Source organism: Streptomyces sp. V3I7, from assembly GCF_030817495.1.
Classification (GTDB): domain Bacteria; phylum Actinomycetota; class Actinomycetes; order Streptomycetales; family Streptomycetaceae; genus Streptomyces.
Genome location: NZ_JAUSZK010000001.1, coordinates 6004113 through 6022098 on the forward strand (window position 1 = coordinate 6004113; position 17986 = coordinate 6022098).

15 protein-coding genes are annotated in these 17986 nt (G+C 71.9%); 7 read left to right on the forward strand and 8 right to left on the reverse strand.

Annotated features, from left to right (window positions below; all coding sequences use genetic code 11):
• Positions 1-216: 216 nt before the first annotated feature.
• Entirely contained in the window at positions 217-3237 is a 3021-nt protein-coding gene (locus QFZ74_RS27765) for a glycoside hydrolase family 38 C-terminal domain-containing protein (RefSeq protein WP_307623574.1), read from the forward strand.
• Positions 3238-3298: 61 nt separating this feature from the next.
• On the opposite strand, the gene QFZ74_RS27770 is transcribed toward QFZ74_RS27765, so the two are convergent.
• Positions 3299-4720: a lipase maturation factor family protein gene (locus QFZ74_RS27770; protein ID WP_307623575.1), complete on the reverse strand. Its 1422-nt coding sequence runs from the start codon at positions 4718-4720 to the stop codon at positions 3299-3301.
• A gap of 181 nt (positions 4721-4901) precedes the next feature.
• Between QFZ74_RS27770 and QFZ74_RS27775 the strand changes: the two genes are divergently transcribed.
• The gene (locus tag QFZ74_RS27775) at positions 4902-6977 is read left to right on the forward strand and encodes a SpoIIE family protein phosphatase (RefSeq protein ID WP_307623576.1); all 2076 of its coding nucleotides are present in this window, start codon (positions 4902-4904) and stop codon (positions 6975-6977) included.
• Between the two features lie 21 nt (positions 6978-6998).
• Entirely contained in the window at positions 6999-7862 is an 864-nt protein-coding gene (locus tag QFZ74_RS27780; RefSeq protein WP_307623577.1) for an Fpg/Nei family DNA glycosylase, read from the forward strand.
• 15 nt (positions 7863-7877) lie between these two features.
• On the opposite strand, the gene QFZ74_RS27785 is transcribed toward QFZ74_RS27780, so the two are convergent.
• The 3 genes from QFZ74_RS27785 to QFZ74_RS27795 all read right to left on the reverse strand — a co-directional run bounded on the left by QFZ74_RS27785 (position 7878) and on the right by QFZ74_RS27795 (position 9929).
• Positions 7878-8531, reverse strand: coding sequence for a zf-HC2 domain-containing protein (locus tag QFZ74_RS27785; protein WP_307623578.1), 654 nt, complete (start codon positions 8529-8531; stop codon positions 7878-7880).
• Positions 8532-8728: 197 nt separating this feature from the next.
• A complete protein-coding gene (locus QFZ74_RS27790) occupies positions 8729-9244 on the reverse strand; it encodes a hypothetical protein (protein WP_307623579.1) in 516 nt (171 codons plus the stop codon).
• A gap of 136 nt (positions 9245-9380) precedes the next feature.
• Positions 9381-9929 carry a sigma-70 family RNA polymerase sigma factor gene (locus tag QFZ74_RS27795; protein ID WP_307623580.1) on the reverse strand — a complete coding sequence of 183 codons (549 nt, stop codon included), beginning with the start codon at positions 9927-9929 and terminating at the stop codon, positions 9381-9383.
• A 225-nt stretch (positions 9930-10154) separates the two neighbouring features.
• Here QFZ74_RS27795 and QFZ74_RS27800 point away from each other — a divergent pair, with 225 nt between their 5' ends.
• Complete coding sequence (locus QFZ74_RS27800) at positions 10155-11306, forward strand: CapA family protein (RefSeq protein ID WP_307623581.1); 1152 nt, start codon at positions 10155-10157, stop codon at positions 11304-11306.
• Positions 11307-11330: 24 nt separating this feature from the next.
• Here the strand turns inward: QFZ74_RS27800 and QFZ74_RS27805 are convergent, their stop codons facing one another.
• Positions 11331-11804 carry a MarR family winged helix-turn-helix transcriptional regulator gene (locus tag QFZ74_RS27805; protein ID WP_307623582.1) on the reverse strand — a complete coding sequence of 158 codons (474 nt, stop codon included), beginning with the start codon at positions 11802-11804 and terminating at the stop codon, positions 11331-11333.
• Positions 11805-11861: 57 nt separating this feature from the next.
• Here QFZ74_RS27805 and QFZ74_RS27810 point away from each other — a divergent pair, with 57 nt between their 5' ends.
• A complete protein-coding gene (locus QFZ74_RS27810; RefSeq protein ID WP_307623584.1) occupies positions 11862-12680 on the forward strand; it encodes an alpha/beta fold hydrolase in 819 nt (272 codons plus the stop codon).
• 236 nt (positions 12681-12916) lie between these two features.
• Here QFZ74_RS27810 and QFZ74_RS27815 read toward each other — a convergent pair whose 3' ends face one another.
• Together QFZ74_RS27815 and QFZ74_RS27820 are read right to left on the reverse strand one after the other, a co-directional pair.
• A complete protein-coding gene (locus QFZ74_RS27815) occupies positions 12917-14350 on the reverse strand; it encodes an amino acid permease (RefSeq protein ID WP_307623585.1) in 1434 nt (477 codons plus the stop codon).
• Positions 14351-14474: 124 nt separating this feature from the next.
• Complete coding sequence (locus QFZ74_RS27820) at positions 14475-14879, reverse strand: universal stress protein (protein ID WP_307624301.1); 405 nt, start codon at positions 14877-14879, stop codon at positions 14475-14477.
• A gap of 263 nt (positions 14880-15142) precedes the next feature.
• Here QFZ74_RS27820 and QFZ74_RS27825 point away from each other — a divergent pair, with 263 nt between their 5' ends.
• The gene (locus QFZ74_RS27825; protein ID WP_307623586.1) at positions 15143-15985 is read left to right on the forward strand and encodes a polysaccharide deacetylase family protein; all 843 of its coding nucleotides are present in this window, start codon (positions 15143-15145) and stop codon (positions 15983-15985) included.
• 27 nt (positions 15986-16012) lie between these two features.
• On the opposite strand, the gene QFZ74_RS27830 is transcribed toward QFZ74_RS27825, so the two are convergent.
• Positions 16013-16690 (reverse strand): class F sortase, encoded by a 678-nt coding sequence (locus QFZ74_RS27830; protein ID WP_307623587.1) that lies wholly within the window; start codon positions 16688-16690, stop codon positions 16013-16015.
• Between the two features lie 337 nt (positions 16691-17027).
• Here QFZ74_RS27830 and QFZ74_RS27835 point away from each other — a divergent pair, with 337 nt between their 5' ends.
• The gene (locus QFZ74_RS27835; protein WP_307623588.1) at positions 17028-17921 is read left to right on the forward strand and encodes a hypothetical protein; all 894 of its coding nucleotides are present in this window, start codon (positions 17028-17030) and stop codon (positions 17919-17921) included.
• Positions 17922-17986 lie beyond the last annotated feature (65 nt).

Genomic DNA, 17986 nt, shown 5'->3' on the forward strand with positions numbered 1-17986 from the left:
GAGGACTTACTCGTCAGTACGTCAGGTGTCGGGAGAACTCTGCCCGCTCCCGCGCCCCACGTCGAGATCCTCCCCGGCCCCGGGCCGGTGAGTGACCGGCGTCATAGGCATGGTTGTCCGGGCGGCGCTTCCGGCCGACGCTGGGAGTGTGCGGCGGCCCCAGAGGTCGTCACGCACCCCAGGTGTCCATCCGCGACCAGCATCGGAGCACCCCCCATGCATGACGACCGCACTCTGGTGGAAGCCCGGCTCAAGCGTGTCCTCGACGAGCGTGTCCGCCCCGCTGTGTACCCCGAGTCCGTGCCGCTGGAGGTCGCGGTGTGGCATGCGCCGGGCGAACCCGTGCCGGTCGCCGAGGGGCTCGCGGCCGACCCCGAGCCGATCGAGGTGGGTGCCCGCTGGGGCGCCCCCTGGGGGACCAGCTGGTTCCGGGTGACCGGGACCGTCCCGAAGGCGTGGGCCGGCCGGACCGTCGAGGCCCTGCTCGATCTCGGCTTCGACGACTCCATGACCGGCTTCCAGTGCGAGGGCCTGGTCTACCGTCCCGACGGCAGCCCGGTGAAGGGCCTCAACCCGCACAACCAGTGGGTCCGCGTCGGCGCGCCCGTCCAGGGCGGCGAGGAGGTGCGGCTGTACGTCGAGGCCGCCTCCAACCCGGTCATCTTCGGCCCCCGCCCCTTCGTGCCCACCCCGCTCGGCGACAAGGACACCGCGGGCAGCGAGCCCCAGTACACGCTCGCCCGGATGGACCTCGCCGTCCTCGACGAGACCGTGTGGCAGCTGGTGATCGACCTGGAGGTGCTCGGCGAGCTGATGGCGGAGCTGCCCGCGGACTCGGCGCGCCGCTGGGAGATCCTGCGCGCGGTGGAGCGCGCCCTCGACGCCCTCGACCTCCAGGACGTGGGCGGCACGGCGGGACAAGCGCGTTCGTACCTCACCGACGTCCTCGCCGCGCCCGCCGTGCCGTCCGCCCACCGCATCAGCGCCGTCGGCCACGCACATATCGACTCGGCGTGGCTGTGGCCGCTGCGGGAGACCGTACGGAAGGTGGCGCGCACGGCCGCCAACATGACCGCGCTGCTCCAGGACGAGCCGGACTTCGTCTTCGCCATGTCGCAGGCGCAGCAGTGGGCCTGGGTGAAGGAGCACCGGCCCGAGGTGTGGGCGCGGGTGAAGAAGTCGGTCGCGGACGGGCGGTTCGTGCCGGCCGGCGGGATGTGGGTGGAGTCGGACACCAACATGCCCGGCTCGGAGGCGATGGCCCGGCAGTTCGTGCACGGAAAGCGGTTCTTCCTCGACGAGTTCGGCATCGAGAACCAGGAGGCGTGGCTGCCCGACACCTTCGGCTTCGCCGCCGGGCTCCCGCAGATCATCCGCGCGGCGGGCTCCAAATGGCTGCTGACACAGAAGATCTCGTGGTCCCGCACGAACAAGTTCCCCCACCACACCTTCCTTTGGGAGGGCATCGACGGCACCCGAATTTTCACGCACTTCCCGCCCGTCGACACCTACAACTGCTCCATGAGCGGCAGCGAAATCGCCCATGCCGCGCGCAACTTCAGGGACAAGGGCAGTGCCCGCCACTCCCTCGCGCCCAGCGGTTTCGGCGACGGAGGCGGCGGCACGACCCGTGAGATGGTCGCCCGTGCGGCCCGGCTGGGCGACCTGGAGGGCTCGGCCACCGTCACCTGGGAGACGCCCGAGGCGTTCTTCGAGAAGGCCGAGGCCGAGTACGAGCGTCCGCCCGTCTGGGTCGGCGAGCTCTACCTCGAACTCCATCGCGCCACCCTCACCAGCCAGGCCAGGACCAAGCAGGGCAACCGCCGCAGCGAACACCTGCTGCGCGAGGCCGAGATGTGGGCGGCCACCGCCGCCGTCCGCACCGGATTCCCCTATCCGTACGAGGAGTTGGACCGCCTGTGGAAGACGGTGCTGCTGCACCAGTTCCACGACATCCTGCCCGGCTCCTCGATCGCCTGGGTGCACCGCGAGGCCCGCGCGACGTACGCCCGCGTCGCCGCCGAACTGGACGCCCTCATCGGCGCGGCTCAGCGCGCCCTGGCCGGCGAGGGCACCACCCCGCTCGTCTTCAACGCGGCCCCGCACGAGCGCGACGGCGTCCCGGCGGGCGGCGCCGCGACCCCGCGGGCGGTCGGCGAGACTCGCCGCATACCGCGCCCCGACGGCGGATTCACCCTGGACAACGGCCTGTTGAGGATCGTGGTCGACGCCCGCGGTCTGGTCGATTCCGTGTACGACGTCGAGGCCGGCCGCGAGACGATCGCCCCCGGCGGCGCCGGCAACCTGCTCCAGCTGCACCAGGACCTCCCCAACATGTGGGACGCCTGGGACGTCGACGCCTTCTATCGCAACACGGTCACGGACCTCACGGACGCCGACGAGGTGACCGCGGGCGAGGAGGCCGCGTCGGTACGGATCGTCCGCTCCTTCGGCGACTCCCGCGTCACCCAACTGCTGTCGCTGCCACCGGGGGAGCGGCGGCTGGTGGTCGACACGGAGGTGGACTGGCACGAGACGGAGAAGTTCCTCAAGCTGGCCTTCCCGCTCGACGTGCACGCCGAACGGTACGCCTCCGAGACCCAGTTCGGGCACTTCCACCGCCCCACGCACACCAACACCTCCTGGGACGCCGCCAGGTTCGAGGCCTGCAACCACCGCTTCGTCCACCTGGCGGAGCCCGGCTGGGGCGTGGCGATCGTCAACGACTCGACGTACGGCCACGACGTGACCCGTACCGTCCGCACCGACGGCGACCGCGGCACGACCACCACCGTCCGGGTCTCCCTGCTGCGGGCGCCCCGCTTCCCCGACCCCGAGACCGACCAGGGCGTCCACCGCTTCCGGCACGCCCTGGTGCCGGGCGCGGCCATCGGGGACGCCGTCCGCGAGGGCTGGCGGATCAATCTGCCCGAGCGGCATCTGACCGGCGCCGGCGAGGTCGCCCCGCTGATCGAGGTGGACGACGACGCGGTGGTCGTCACGGCCGTCAAGCTGGCCGACGACGGCAGCGGCGACGTCGTGGTCCGCTTCCACGAAGCCCACGGCGGCCGGGCGCGGGCGACACTGACGGCCGGTTTCGAGGTCACCGGCGCCACCGTGACCGACCTGCTGGAGCGCCCGCTCGCCGACGCCCCGGCGCCCGAGCGCGACGGCAGCCGGATCGCGCTGCGGCTGCGTCCCTTCGAGCTCGTCACGCTCCGGCTGAAGCGGGGCTGAGCGGGGCTGAAGCAGGGCTGAGCGACGCGGGGAGTGCGTGGGCGGCCGGTGTGTCCGCCGCCTACGCGCTCTCCGCACGCGTCGCCAGCCGGGTCGGCGGCATGTAGTCGCGGACGTACGTCCGCTCCCAGCACGCGCCCGTCTCCCGCAGCTCGCGCCAGTCGGTGTACCGGTAGCGGAAGAGGCGGGCGCGGACGTAGCGCGGGGGCCGGCCGGACGGGAAGGGGGAGCGGCGCAGCAGCTTCAGCGTGGCGCGGTCACCCTCCAGGAGCCGCTCCATCAGCCCGCCGAACCACTCCCCGGCGTACGCGGGCGACAGCGCGGCGAACCACATCAGCCAGTCCAGCCGCAGATGGTACGGGGCGAACTGGCGCGGCCAGTGCCGTGGACCGCCGGGCTTGCCCTTGAACTCGTACTCCCGCCAGTCCGCGTCCTCGTGCGGCCGCTCGTCCAGGGTCCCCTCGACCACCACCTCGTACCGCACCCGGCTGACGCTGCCGAACGCGCCGTAGGTGTTGACCAGGTGGAGCGGGTCGAAGGAGCGGTTCATGACCTGGCGGCGGGAGATCATGTTCGTCACCGGGCGGTAGCTCAGGAACAGCAGCAGCGCGGCGACGGCCAGGACGACGATCTCGTACCAGAGCGGCGCGGCCGGGACCGCCGGCGGGCCGGTGGGGAACTCGATCGCGGACAGGGCCAGCACGATGGTGATCCAGTTCAGCCAGGCGAAGTTGCCGGACAGGACCAGCCACAGCTGGGTGACGACCATCAGGGCGGCCGCGGCCGACGCGATCGGCTGCGGGGTGAACAGCAGGAAGGGCACGACGAGTTGCGTGAGGTGGTTGGCCGCCACCTCCACCCGGTGCAGCGGCCTCGGCAGATGGTGGAAGAACCAGCTCAGCGGGCCCGGCATCGGCTGGGTCTCGTGGTGATAGTCCAGGCAGGTCAGCTTCCGCCAGCACTCGTCGCCGCGCATCTTGATCAACCCGGCGCCGAACTCGACCCGGAACAGGATCCAGCGCAGCAGGAACAGCACCACGACCGGCGGCGCGACCTCGTCGTTGCCGAGGAACACGGCGAGGAAGCCGACCTCCAGCAGCAGCGACTCCCAGCCGAACGCGTACCAGGTCTGGCCGACGTTGACGATCGACAGGTACAGCGCCCACGGCGCCAGCCACAGCAGCATCCCGCCCCACAGCGGGAGTTCGGAGTCCGCTCCCGCGAGCAGGGCCGCCGACACCGCGCAGCCCGCCCAGCAGCAGGCGGCGAAGAAGCGGTCCGAGTAGTGCAGGTGGAACAGGCTCGGCGCCCGCCGGAACCGCACACGGGCGACGTACTCGGGAATCGGCAGCATGCCGCGCTCGCCGAGCAGGGCGCGGAACTGGAGGGCCGCCGCCAGGAACGCGACCAGGTACACGCCGGCCAGAGCCCGCTGGAAGACCAGCCGGCTCAACCAGTACTCGGGTGCGGTGAACCAGTCCACGGCGGTGCGCTCCTTCCTTCATTGTGGCGCCCCGCGGCGGTCGCTCTCCGTACCGGGACGCTCCGTTTGCGCAACCCGGGCGAGTGAAGCAGACAATAGTGGCGAAAAGCCCGCAACGACAGGGGAGATCGTGTCGCCCCTCCCGCTCGAAGAATCGGCCGAATCCTGGCATGGTGGGCGCATGGCTGAGCAGGGAGCGAGCGCCCTGTCAGTCCCGGAGGAGTGGCCCGCTCATCCGGATCCGATCCTGGCGCTCAACCGTCTGGGCACCTTCGACTGGGACCTGGACGCCGGTCTGTTCCACATGGACGCCCAGGCGTACCAGGTTTTCGACCTGCTCCCGGACGAGTTCGACGGGCGCCCGGAGAGCCTCGCCGTCCGGGTGCCCCCGATCGAGGCCAGCCGGCTCGACGCCGAGGTGGCCAAGGCCATCAAGGACGGCAGCGAGAACTACGGGGCGTACTTCCGTATCCGCCGCCGTGACGGCTCGCTGCGCTGGACGCACTCACTGGGCCACATCCACCGTGACGCGACGGGCCGGCCGCGCCGTGTCGTCGGCATCGTCCGGGACGCCACCAAGGACGTCACGGACGGCGACACGGGCGGCCCCTGGGCCGACCAGAACGCGGCCTTCCGCCGGCAGACCGACGTCGTGCAGTCCATCACCGCGGCCCTCGCGCCCGCCCGCACCGTCCAGGACGTCATCGACGTCCTCAAGGACACCGGCGGCCTGCGCCACCTCGGCGTTGCCAGCCTGGTGATGGGCCTGGTGGAGTCGGGCCGCATCCGGCTCGTCGCCGAGGGGCCCGCGGGCGGCTTCGTGCCCGGCACCCGGGTCACCCGCGTCGACGAGCCGTACCCGATGAGCGAGGTCGTCCGCACGCTGAGCCCGCGGTACATCGAGTCCTCGGAGGAGTTCGCCGAGGAGTACCCGATCCTGTGGCCGCACATCACCGGCCTGCGGATCACCTCCGCGGCCTATCTCCCCCTCGTCGCCCAGGCCCGCCCGATCGGCGCCATGGGGCTGCTCTACAACGACCGGCGCGGCTTCTCGGCGGAGGAGCGGGCCGTCCTGGTCGCGCTCGGCACCAGCATCGCGCAGAGCCTCCAGCGGGCCATGCTCTACGAGCAGGAGAAGGACCTCGCCCAGAACCTCCAGCAGGCGATGCTGCCGCGCACCATCCCCAGCGTCCCCGGCGCCGACGTCGTCGTCCGCTACCGCTCCGCCTCCCTCGGCCGGGACATCGGCGGCGACTGGTACGACCTCATCCCGCTGCCGGGCGGCCGCGTCGGCGCCGTCATCGGCGACGTCCAGGGCCACGACACCCACGCGGCCGCCGTCATGGGCCAGCTGCGCATCGTGCTGCGCGCCTACGCCGCCGAGGGTCACACCCCGGCGACCGTGATGGCGCGCGCCTCCGTCTTCCTGCACGAACTCGACACCGACCGCTTCGCCACCTGTCTGTACGCGGAGGCCGACCTCGCCACCGGAGTGGTCCAGGTGGCCCGGGCCGGGCACATCGACCCGATCGTCCGGCACACCGACGGCTCCTGCCGCCGCGCCCCGGTCGACGGCGGCCTGCCGCTCGGCCTGTCCGCCGAGTTCGGCCGGCTGGAGTACCCGGTCACCACCCTCGAACTCGACCCCGGCCAGACCCTGCTGCTGTGCACCGACGGGCTCGTGGAGCGGCCCGGCGGCGACGTCGACGACGGCATGCGGACCCTCACGGAACTGATCCGTCAGGGCCCCTGCGACGTGCGCGAGCTCGCCGACCTGCTCATCGACGTGGCCGAGGAGCGCGGCGGGGACGACGACGTGGCCCTGCTCCTGCTGCGCCGCCGCGGCCTCGACACGGCGCGCCCCGGCGGCCGGCTCCAGCAGCACGTGGTCCCCGGTGACCCCGAGGCCCTCACCCTCGCCCGGCACTTGATCCGCGCCTCCGCCCGCGCGTGGGGCGCGGGCGAGCGCGCCGACGAGATCGAACTGGTCGCCGACGAGCTGATCACCAACGCCCTGATGCACACCGAGGGCTGTGCGATGGTCACCCTGCGGGTGCTCAGCGGCAGCGAACGCAGGCTGCGCGTCGAGGTCGAGGACTCCTCCAGCGCCCTGCCGCGCCGCCGCGACGCGGGCGAGACCGGTGTCTCCGGGCGCGGGCTGCTGCTGGTGGACCGGCTCGCCGACGTGTGGGGCGTGGAGGCGCGCGGCAGCGGCAAGGCGGTCTGGAGCGAGTTCGTACTGCCAGACAGCCCCTAGCGGGGATGGCAGGCTGGACCCATGCCCGAACTGCCCGAGGTGGAAGCGCTCAGGGAATTCCTGACCGAGCACCTGGTCGGCCGCGAGATCGTGCGCGTCCTGCCGGTCGCGATCAGCGTCCTGAAGACGTACGACCCCCCGCCCACCGCCCTCGAAGGGCGCGAGGTCGCCGCCGTGCGCCGGTACGGCAAGTTCCTCGACATCGTCTCGGCCGGCGGGCCGCACCTGGTCACCCACCTCGCCCGCGCGGGCTGGCTCCAGTGGAAGGACCGGTTGCCCGACGGCCCGCCCCGCCCCGGCAAGGGCCCCCTCGCCCTGCGCGTCGCCCTGGACACCGGCGCCGGGTTCGACCTCACCGAGGCCGGGACGCAGAAACGCCTCGCGGTGTACGTCGTCCGCGATCCCGAGGACGTCCCCGGCGTGGCCCGGCTCGGTCCCGACCCGCTCGCCGACGACTTCGACGAGGAGCGCTTCGCGGCGCTGCTCCAGGGCGAGCGCCGCCAGATCAAGGGCGCCCTGCGCGACCAGAGTCTGATCGCCGGCGTGGGCAACGCCTACAGCGACGAGATCCTGCACGCGGCGCGGATGTCGCCCTTCAAGCTCGCCTCGTCCCTGACCCCGGAGGAGACGCGCGGCCTGTACGCCGCGCTGCGCACCACCCTCACCGAGGCGGTCGAACGCTCCCACGGTGTCGCCGCCGGACGCCTCAAGGCCGAGAAGAAGAGCGGTCTGAGGGTGCACGGCCGCACCGGCGAGCCCTGCCCTGTGTGCGGCGACACCATCCGCGAGGTCTCCTTCAGCGACTCCTCGCTCCAGTACTGCCCGACCTGCCAGACGGGCGGCAAGCCGCTGGCGGACCGCCGGATGTCGCGGCTGCTGAAGTGAGCCGCGGAGGCGAAGTCAGCGGGCCCCGATCGTCACCAGCGGCCGTCCGTCCCTGGTGCGGACCTCGTAGCGGGCGATCTGGTCGGGGTGCAGGGCGGAGCCGCCCTCCATGGTGCTCGTACGGGTGTCACGGCCGGGGACGGTCCAGCTGGTCAGGGCCTGTTCCGAGCCGTCGCGGGCGACGGCTATCAGGCGGCAGGTGTGCGGGCCCGTCGCGTCCGTCACCTTCAGCTCGACGTCGCTGCCCCAGTCCCGGTCCTCGACTCTGACCTGCGCCCGGACGCCGGAGTGCGCGTCGGTCGCCGCCAGGACGCGGGCGGGGGCGCTGCCCTGGCCGGCGTACAGGGTGAGGCCGGGGCCGGTCAGGGCGAGCACCACCGAGGCGGCCAGGCCGTACAGGAAGCGCCTGCGGTGGACGCGGTGGCGCCTGGCCACCTCGGTGAGCAGCCGGTCCAGCAGCCGGGGGCCGGGCAGGGCCAACGGGGCCACGAAGCGCGGGGTGGCCCTCCGGTACAGCATCAACTGCCGTGCCGCCGGGCCGAATTCGGTCACGCGTGCGGTGCAGCGCGGGCACTCCATGAGGTGGTCCTCGAAGCGGAACGTCTCCACCTCGTCCAGCACGCCGAGCGCGTAGGCGCCGACGTCACGATGCCGTTCCAGGGACCTCATGCCGAATCCTCGTGCCGTAGGGTGCGGGGGGCGTCACTCCTTGCTCCCACCCGTACGCACCCGACAGCCGAATCACTCAAGCCACCGCCGGATCGCAACCCAAGAGGGTGATTCGGAGCCATCGCGGCCGCGGATTGGTGCCGGTTCGGAAAAGCCAGGCGGTTCGGCCCGGCGGTTCGGAAACGGTGGCCGGCGGCTCAGAAGAGGTGGATCGCGAGGTGCCCGAGGGGTAGCCCGAGCCGCCAGGCGGGCGTCCACACCTTCGGTCCGTCGTCCTCGCCGATCGCCGGTCCGCCGCCCGGTACGGCGTCGAGGTCGGGGGCGAGCAGCTCGGTCTCCTCCAGCCAGCGCCAGGCGTCGGCCGCCAGGTCGAGGTCGGGCGAGGGGCCGCCGGAGCCGGCCGCCTCGACGGTGAGCAGGTCCAGGCGCTCGCGCACCCAGTCCTGCCACGGCTGGTCGTAGGCCGTCAGCGAGAGCCAGTTCTCCAGCTGGGTGACGACCCGGATGCCGGAGAGCTCGCCGCCGGAGTCGGACAGGAAGACGGTCAGCGCCAGGGCGTCCCGGCCGGCCCGGAACTCGAAGGACGTGGGCGGCATCAGGTCGCCGGTGCGCAGCAGTTCGTCGGCGATGTACTCGGCGTACAGCCAGGCCATGGGGACGGTCAGCTTGTCGCCGCCGGTGCCGTCCGTGCTCTCGTGACCTCTGTGCAGCATCCCTTCCTGCCTTCCTCCGGTACGTGCGCGTCGCCCGAACCCTGGCCCCCGGTCCGGAACACGGATGAAGACAGCTGATTGCCCAAGCGTGGTCCACAGCAAGGCGCTTTGCGAAGCCTTTGCGTGGGCTTCGGTTTCAGCGCAGGTCGGCCGCGTACCCGGGAAGTACCCGGCGCAGGGCACGCAACGCGTAGAACGCACGGGACTTCACCGTTCCGGGTGGAATGCCCAGGGTCTCGGCGGCCTCCGCCACACTGGCCCCCTGGAAGTACACCAGCACCAGGACTTCCCGGTGTTCGGGCGAGAGCGTCTTCACGGCCTCGCGCACATCGAGCGTCGCGGCGGCCCGCTCGGCATGGTCGGCGCACACGCGCACGTTCTCCAGGACCGCGTCGCCCACCTCCGGCGGACGCGCCTGCCGGGCCCGCCGCGCGTCGATCGCGAGCCGCCGGCCGACCGTCAGCAGCCAGGGGCGTACGGAGTCGAAGCGGTCGGCGCGCAGCGCCTCGGGATGCTGCCAGGCACGTACGAAGGTCTCCTGCACGAGGTCCTCGGCGCGCTGCCGGTCCCCGTCGCACAGCCGCAGCAGCAGGGCGAACAGGGGGCGTCCGTGCTCGCGTTGCAGCGCGGCGAGCTCGTGCTCGGCGGTCGTCGTCCCGCGGGTGAGGGTGTCTCCGGCCGTCATGGGCGTATGGCACCGCAGGGGGCGCCGGCCCGACAGGGGGCGCACACGGATCTGCGGCGGGCGGTCGATCGCGTCGGCGAACGGTGCGACGAACGGTCCGTCAAGACCGGTCCCCGACACCGGACGGGCTAATGAGGGCGGCGGGACTGTTTGCGGCGGCGGCCAGATTCGTACCCATTTGTGTGTAAATACAACCTGGAGAGACGACACCCTTGGGGTGAGCTGATGATCGCACGCAGACGCCAGGTGGCCCTGGCCCTCACCGCCCTCCTGACGGCGGCCGCGGCCTGTCAGGCCCAGGCGCGGCACGAGTCCGCCAGTCCCGCCCGCCCGGCACCGCCCGCCGCCCGCGACTTCACCCTCGTCGCGTCCGGCGACATCCTCCCCGACACCTCCGTCATGGAGCGGGCGAACTTCGACGCGAACGGCAACGGCTTCGACTTCCTCCCCATGCTGTCCGGCATCCAGTCCGTCGTCTCCCGGGCGGATCTGGCGCTGTGTCACATGGACACGGTGTACGGCGAGAACGGCGACTACTCGGGCGGCCCCGTCTTCAAGTCGCCGCCGGAGATCGCCCTCGGCCTCACCGCGACCGGCTACGACAGCTGCTCCACCGCCTCCGCCCACGCGCTCGACGACGGCGCCGCCGGCATCCGCCGCACCCTGGACGCCATGGACGGCACGGGCCTGCGGCACGCGGGCACGGCCCGGACCGAGGACGAGGCCCACACGGTCACCCTGCTACCGGCGGGCCCCGCGAAGGTCGCGCACCTGTCGTACGCGGACAGCACGAACGGCATCGTTCCGCCACCGGGGCAGCCGTGGGCCGTCGGTCTCATCGACGAGGGGCGTATCCTCGCCGACGCCCGCGCCGCCCGGAAGGCGGGCGCCGACGTGGTCGTGGTGTCCCTGAACTGGGGCACCGAATGGCAGGACGCCCCCGACGAGCGCCAGGTCGCCCTCGCCCAGCGCCTCACCGCCTCGCGCACCGGCGGACGTCCGGACGTCGACCTCATCCTCGGCACCCACGCCCACGTCCCGCAGGCGTACGAGAAGGTCAACGGCACCTGGGTCGTCTACGGCCTCGGCGACCAGATCGCCGGCGAGATGACCAACCATGAGGGCGCCCGGGACCAGCGCGCCAACCAGTCCACCCTCGCCCGCTTCACCTTCACCGCGCCCGCCCACCGCGGCGAGCGCTGGCGGGTGCGCCGCGCCGAGTTCGTCCCGCAGATGTACGACCTCGACGCCGGACGCACCCTCGACCTCAACCAGGCGATCGCCGCCGGGGCCGAACTGACCAGCGTGCGCGACCGCATTCGGGACGTGACGCTCAGCCGGGGCGCCGCCAAGGACGGGCTGGTCATGGGGCAGTGACCAAGCCGGGGCGGCGGGTGCACGTCAGTCGGGGTCGCCCTGCTCGAAGGTGCGCACCATCGCGCCGAGAACCCGCACGCACGCCGCCACCTCGGCCGCCGTCAGGTCGCCGCCCACCTGGCGCATCAGCTGGTGCTCGCGGCCGAGGACCCGCGTGATCGTCGTGCGGCCCCCCTCCGTCAGCCGGATCAGGGAGGACCGCTGGTGCGCGGGGTTCGGCACGCTCTCCACCCAGCCGTGCCCCGCGGCCTCGTTGACCATGCGCTGCACGAACTGGCGGCTGATCGCCTGGTCGCGGGCCATCTGCGGGACGGTCAGCGGACCGTGGACGCGCAGCAGGTTCAGCACCGCGCGGACGCCGGCGGACACGCCCTCGACGGGTTCCGCCTGGTCCACCTTGCGCGCCGCGCGCCGGTAGAGGGGGCCGACCAGATCGAACACCTCGGTGAGACGGTGGCCGAGTTCGTCGGGGGAGAGGGGTTCGTCGATGTCGCTCACGGAGCCATCATGACACCTTGGTTGCCAAACGGCGGTCGAGATGACACCTTGGTTGTCATGACAGTTGCTTCGGAACTGCGCTTCGTCACATCCACCGACGGCGACCTCGCCTACCTCGACACCGGCGGCACCGGCGAGCCCCTGGTCCTGCTGCACTCCGGATACGCCGACCACCGCGTGTTCGAGGACCAGATACGGGCCTTCGCCCCCGCGTACCGGGTCATCGCACCCGACACCCGCGGCCACGGCTGGTCGGCGAACGCGAGCCGCCCGTTCCGCTGGGCCGACGACCTCGCCGGACTGCTGCGCCACCTCGATATCGGCCCGGCGGTCCTGGTCGGGGTCTGCATGGGCTCCGCCGTCGCCACCGACACCGCGCTGGAGTACCCGCACCTGGTCCGTGCCCTCGTCGTCAACGGCGCCGGCACCAGCGAGTTCGAGTACACCGACCCCTGGACCCTGCAGCGGTTGGCCAAGGGGGTAGGCCTGCTCTCGGCGGGCGACATCGCCGGGTACCTCGAAGGGTTCAAGCACAACGTCGCGGGTCCGCACCGCGCGGGGGACGAGGCGGACCCGGACGTCGTACGGCGGCTGCGGGAGATGGTCGCGCACACCCTCGCGAAGCACACCCTCGGCGAGCCTGAGCGGAAGGAGCCGCTGACCGGTACCTGGGAGCGGCTGGCGAAGATCGACGTGCCCGTCCTGGCCATCCACGGCGCCCTCGACGCCACCGACGCCATCGCGATGGCCCAGCGGGTCGCCGACTCGGCGCCCCACGGCCGGTCGGTGACGATCGAGGGCACCGGCCACTACCCCAACATGGAGAAGCCCGACGCCTTCAACGAGGCACTGGCGGACTTCCTCCGCACGCTCTGAGGCGCCAGGAGTGTCTAGGGTCTGTCGTTTGGATCATCCCGGCGTCGCGGGGCCTGGCACGCACATCTGCCGCGTTGTCGTCGGTTGCCAACTCCCCCACGCTCGGCTCCGCTCGCGCGGGGGGACCCCCATCGCGTCGACGCCCTCCTCCGCCTTGCAGCTGCACGCACCAGACCCCGCTCGGGTCGGTCGAGAAGTACCGCACCTCACAGCCGGCCTGATCCAAACGACAGACCCTAGCGGCCCGTCCGCTCGGGCGGGCGGGCCGCCAGCGCCGACCGCTTGTACGAGTACCCGAAGTAGATCACGCACCCGATCGCGAACCAGATGGCGAAGCGCACCCACGTCTGCCACTGCAGGAACGTGATCAGCCACAGCGAGAAGAGGACGCCCAGCGCCGGCACGAACGGCATCCACGGGGTACGGAACGTGCGCGGAAGGTCGGGCTGCTTGTAACGCAGCACGATCACCGCAGCGCACACCACGACGAACGCCAACAGGATGCCGATGTTGGTCAGTTCGGCCGCCTGCGCGATCGGGACGAACCCGGCGATGGCGGCCGACGCGACGCCGACGATCCAGGTCACGCGGGTCGGCACATGACGCGTCGGGTGCGTCTTCGCGAACCACTTGGGCAGCAGCCCGTCACGGGACATGGCGAACCACACCCGGGTCACGCCCAGCATGAACGTGAACATCACGGTGAGGATGCCGATGATCGCGCCCACCGCGATCACGTCCGCGAGTCCGCTCAGGCCCACCGACTTGAACGCCGACGAGAAACCGCTCTCCGGGTCGATGTCCTTGTAGTTCTGCATGCCCGTCAGCACCAGGCAGGCCGCCACGTACAGCACCATCGCGATGATCAGCGAGTAGATGATCGCCTTGGGCATGTGCCGCTGCGCGTCCTTCGACTCCTCGGCCGCGGTCGACATGGCGTCGTACCCGAAGACCGCGAAGAACACCGTCGCGGCGCCGGTGAAAGCGCCGCTCAGTCCGAACGGGAAGAACGGGTGGTAGTTCGCGCTGGTGATGTGGAACACGCCGACGCCGATCACCAGCAGCACGACCAGCACCTTGAGCGCGACGACGAACGTCTCGAAGCGGGCGGCGGTGCGGATGCCGAGGTTGAGCAGCCAGGCGATCAGCAGGCACAGGATCACGGCGAAGAGGTCGACCCGGCGCCCCGGCGCGGTGCCGGGCGCCCCCAGCATCCAGACGGGCAGATCGGCGCCCAGCTCCTGCACCAGGAAGCTGAAGTAGCCGGAGATGCCGATGGCGACCACCGCCACGATCGCCGTGTACTCCAGCAGCAGGTCCCAGCCGATGAACCAGCCCGCGAACTCACCCAGCACCGCGTACCCGTAGGTGTAGGCCGAGCCCGCCTTCGGGATCATGCCCGCGAACTCGGCGTACGACAGCGCGGCCGCCGCGCTCGCGACACCGGCGATGAGGAACGACAGCAGAACCGCCGGCCCCGCGGTGCCGTTGGCCACCGTACCGGCGAGGGTGAAGATGCCCGCGCCGATGATGCCGCCCACACCGATCGCCGTGAGCTGCCAGAGCCCGAGCGACTTTTCGAGCCGAGGGCCCTCCGACACCTCCGTGTCCTCGATGTGCTCAATGGGTTTGCGACGGAGGATGCCCTCACCCGCGCGGAGCCTGGCCATGTCCCTCACCTCTTCGCCTACGGCAATCGGTTGACGGCGGATCATGATGGCTCAGTGACGACCTCGACGGAAGACGCCACGCACGGTCCCGTCCTATGCCCTGCGCGGCGCCGCGCGGCACTCGCTACGGCACCACCGTCACCGGCCAGCGCCCCGCCTTCACCAGCCGCACCGCCACCGAGCCCACGATGCGGTGGCCGGCCTTCTCGGAGGCGCCCACGACGACCGCGTCCGCCGTGAGTTCGTCCGCGGCCTGGACCAGGCCGTTGTAGGGGTCGCCGCGGTAGGTGTGGAACTCCCAGCGCACGTCGAATATCCCCCTGACCCGCTCGGCCGCCTCCCGGATCTGCGCGATCAGGTCCTCGGCGATCTCGTCAGTGGTGTCCGTCACCGGCGCCCCGAGCATCGCCCCGGCCGCCACCACCGGCTGCACGTACACGACGGCCAGCAGGGCCCCCTGGCGCCGCGCCAGGCCGCCCGCGTAGGCCGCGGCGCGCAGCGAGGACTCGGAGCCGTCCAGGCCGACCATGATGACCCGGGGACCGTCCGTGCCCCGCTCGAAGCGGTGCGCGTGGTGCTCGTGCTGCTGGTGCTGTTCCGTCACGGCCGTGAGGCTATCGGACGGCACGCCGGCGAACCCGTCCGGGACGTCGCGCTGCGGCCGTCCGGCCGCGTCGCCGCCGAGCCGGGTCACCCTCCGGGCGGTCGACGGCTGGGCCGAGTGGGTGATCTTCTGCCGCCGCACCGGTGTCCTAGTGGTGCGCCGGTACCCGTCGGGGCGACTGATGGGTCATGCAGAAGGATCAGTTGTTCACGCGGCGCCGGGCGTTGCTCGCCGGCGCCGCCGCCGTGGGGGCGGTCGGGACCACCGGACTTCTCCTGTCCGGGCCCGGCCAGAGCGCCCACGTGCGGCACGCGGCGCCCGCCCCCGGCCCCCAGGCGCGCCCCGCGCCGAACTCCTCCGTCTACCGGCTCCAGCCCCTCACCGGTGACGGACCCCCGCGGGTCGCCCCCGCCCGGCCGCCCGTGCGGCGTGAGCCGATCCTGCGCATGTCCGGACGCGGCCGCCACATGCTGCTGACCTTCGACGACGGCCCCGACCCCGAGTACACCCCGCTCATCCTGGACACCCTGGCGCTCTACGACGTCCGCGCCACGTTCTTCGTGTGCGGCGGGATGGCCGAGCGCAGCCCGCACCTGCTGTCCCGGATGGCCGACGAGGGACATGTCGTCGGCAACCACACCTGGTCCCATCCGCTGCTCACCCAGCTGCGCCGCGCGCAGATCCGCAGCGAGATGGAACGGACCTGCGAGGTCATCGAGGAGGCCTACGGCGAGCGCCCCCGCTGGTTCCGTGCCCCCTACGGCGCCTGGAACCGGGCGGTCTTCCAGCTCGGCTCCGAGCTGGACATGGAGCCGCTGGCCTGGACCGTCGACAGCCTCGACTGGACCGACCCCGGCACCAGCGCCATCGTCGACACGGTCGAACACGGCGCGGCCCCCGGCGTCGTGGTGCTCTCCCACGACGCCGGGGGCTACGACCGCATGCAGACCGTCAAGGCCCTGCGGCGCTACCTTCCCCAACTGCTCGACGACGGCTACCACTTGACCGTGCCGAGGCGGGCCTCCGTCTGACCGCCCCCGCGCCCGGCCGGGGCCCGCTCAGCGGACCTCGGCCAGGCGCGCGAAGACGACGACGTTGCCGTCGTAGCCGTTCTGCTTCGAGTAACCGCCGCCGCACGTGATGACTCGCAGCTCGGGAGTGCCCTTCGCGCCGTAGACGCGGTCGCCGGGGAAGTCGTTCTTGCCGAAGACCTCGACGCCGTAGATCTCGAACTCGGCCGTCCTGCCGTCCGCGCGCCGTACGTCGACGAGATCCCCCTTCTTCAGCGAGCCGAGGCCGTAGAACACGGCGGGGCCCGACTTGTTGTCGACATGGCCGACGACGACCGCGGTCCCCTTCTCGCCGGGCGAGACGGCGCCGGTGAACCAGCCGGCCAGGTTCGGGTTCTCGGGCGGCGGCGCCCCGATCCAGCCGTCCTCGTCCAGGCCCACGGGCACGACGGGCGCGTCGACCCGGATCGCGGGAATGGCGACCCGGTCCGCGGCGGAGAACGGCAGCGCCTGTACGGGCCGGGCGGGCGCCGCGCTCGGCACGCGGGTGTCGGCCGCCGCGGCCGCCGCCGGAGCGGGCTGCGGCGGGCCGACGTCGAACTCTCCCGAACCGTTGCGGATGAGCGCCAGCCCGGTCAGCAGCACCAGCGCTATGACGCCCCACGGGGCACGCCTCCTGGGCCGCTCCTCCTCCACGGCAAGCCAGGACAGCTCGGACGCGTACATTCGCCATCCCCTCTCGACGGGGCCGTAGTCGCCACGTCAATCGCGCATACGAGAACGCTAAGTCCCGCGGCAGGGGCCCGGCGACGGCGGAAGGCGCGAACGGGTGTCCCCGACGACTTTTGGTGCGCCATCCGAGTAGCCGCCGACAGGATTTTTTCTGACGGTCCATGACCTGCGACAACATCAGATTGTGTGCTTTTCCTTCGGCGTGTCACCTCACCGGGACGGACCATTCTCGAAATGCGGGCGTGTTCCCCGCATCTGAGGGTCTGTACGGGAGGTGCTTTCTCGCCGATCCACCGGGTACGGGACCCGGGGCGCCTCCGCGGAGGATCACATGGCACACACACGCGCCCTGGCGGTCGCGGCCGCCGTGGTCGCCGCCCTCGGGCTCTGCGCCCCCGCGGCCGTCGCGGACGGCATGGGCAGCGGGGGCGGGACGGGCGGCACCGGAGTGGGAGGCCTGGGCAACGGCGGCGGCGCCGTGGTCGCCCCGGGGAACGGCACGGTGGTCGGACCCGGGGTTCCGGTCGGCCCCGGCGTCGGACCCGGTGCCGGGATCGCCCCCGGCAACGGCTTCGGACCGGGCAACGGCAACGGCAACGGCAACAACGGCTTCGGCAACAACAACGGAAACCGGCCCGGCAACAACAACGGGTTCGGCAACGGAAACGAAAACGGAAACGGAAGCAACAACGGGTTCGGCAACAACGGCAACAACGGCAACAACGGCAACAACGGCAACAACGGCAACAACGGGTTCGGGAACAACAACGGAAACCGGCCCGGGAACGACGGATTCGGCGGAGGCGGGTTCGACGGCGACCGCGGGGACTTCGGGCGGAACGTCATCGTCACGCCCAACGTGGTCGCCCGCGGCGGCCAGATCACCGTCATCGTGGAAGGCTGCCGGGGTGACGGCACGATCTCCTCGCGCGCCTTCCGTAACGCGCCGCTGTTCCCCGTCGACAGCAGCACGTCCAGGGGCATCGCGACGATCAGCGACGACACCCGGCCGGGCCGGTACGAGATCACGGTGAACTGCGGCGGGCGTACCTTCACCCGGGCAGGGGCGTTCACCGTGCTCGGAGGCGTGCACGGCGGCCTCGGCGGCAGTGCCACCGCGGGCGCGACCCCGACGGACATGGCCATCGGCGGCGGGCTGGTCGCCTCGGCCGCGGTCGGCGGCGCGGCGTTCTGGGTGCGCCGCCGCTACGAGAGGCGGATCTGAAACCGGCGGCCCACCCGAAGCGGGAATCGACCACCCCGCGACGACAGGCCCTCGCCCGGGCCCCT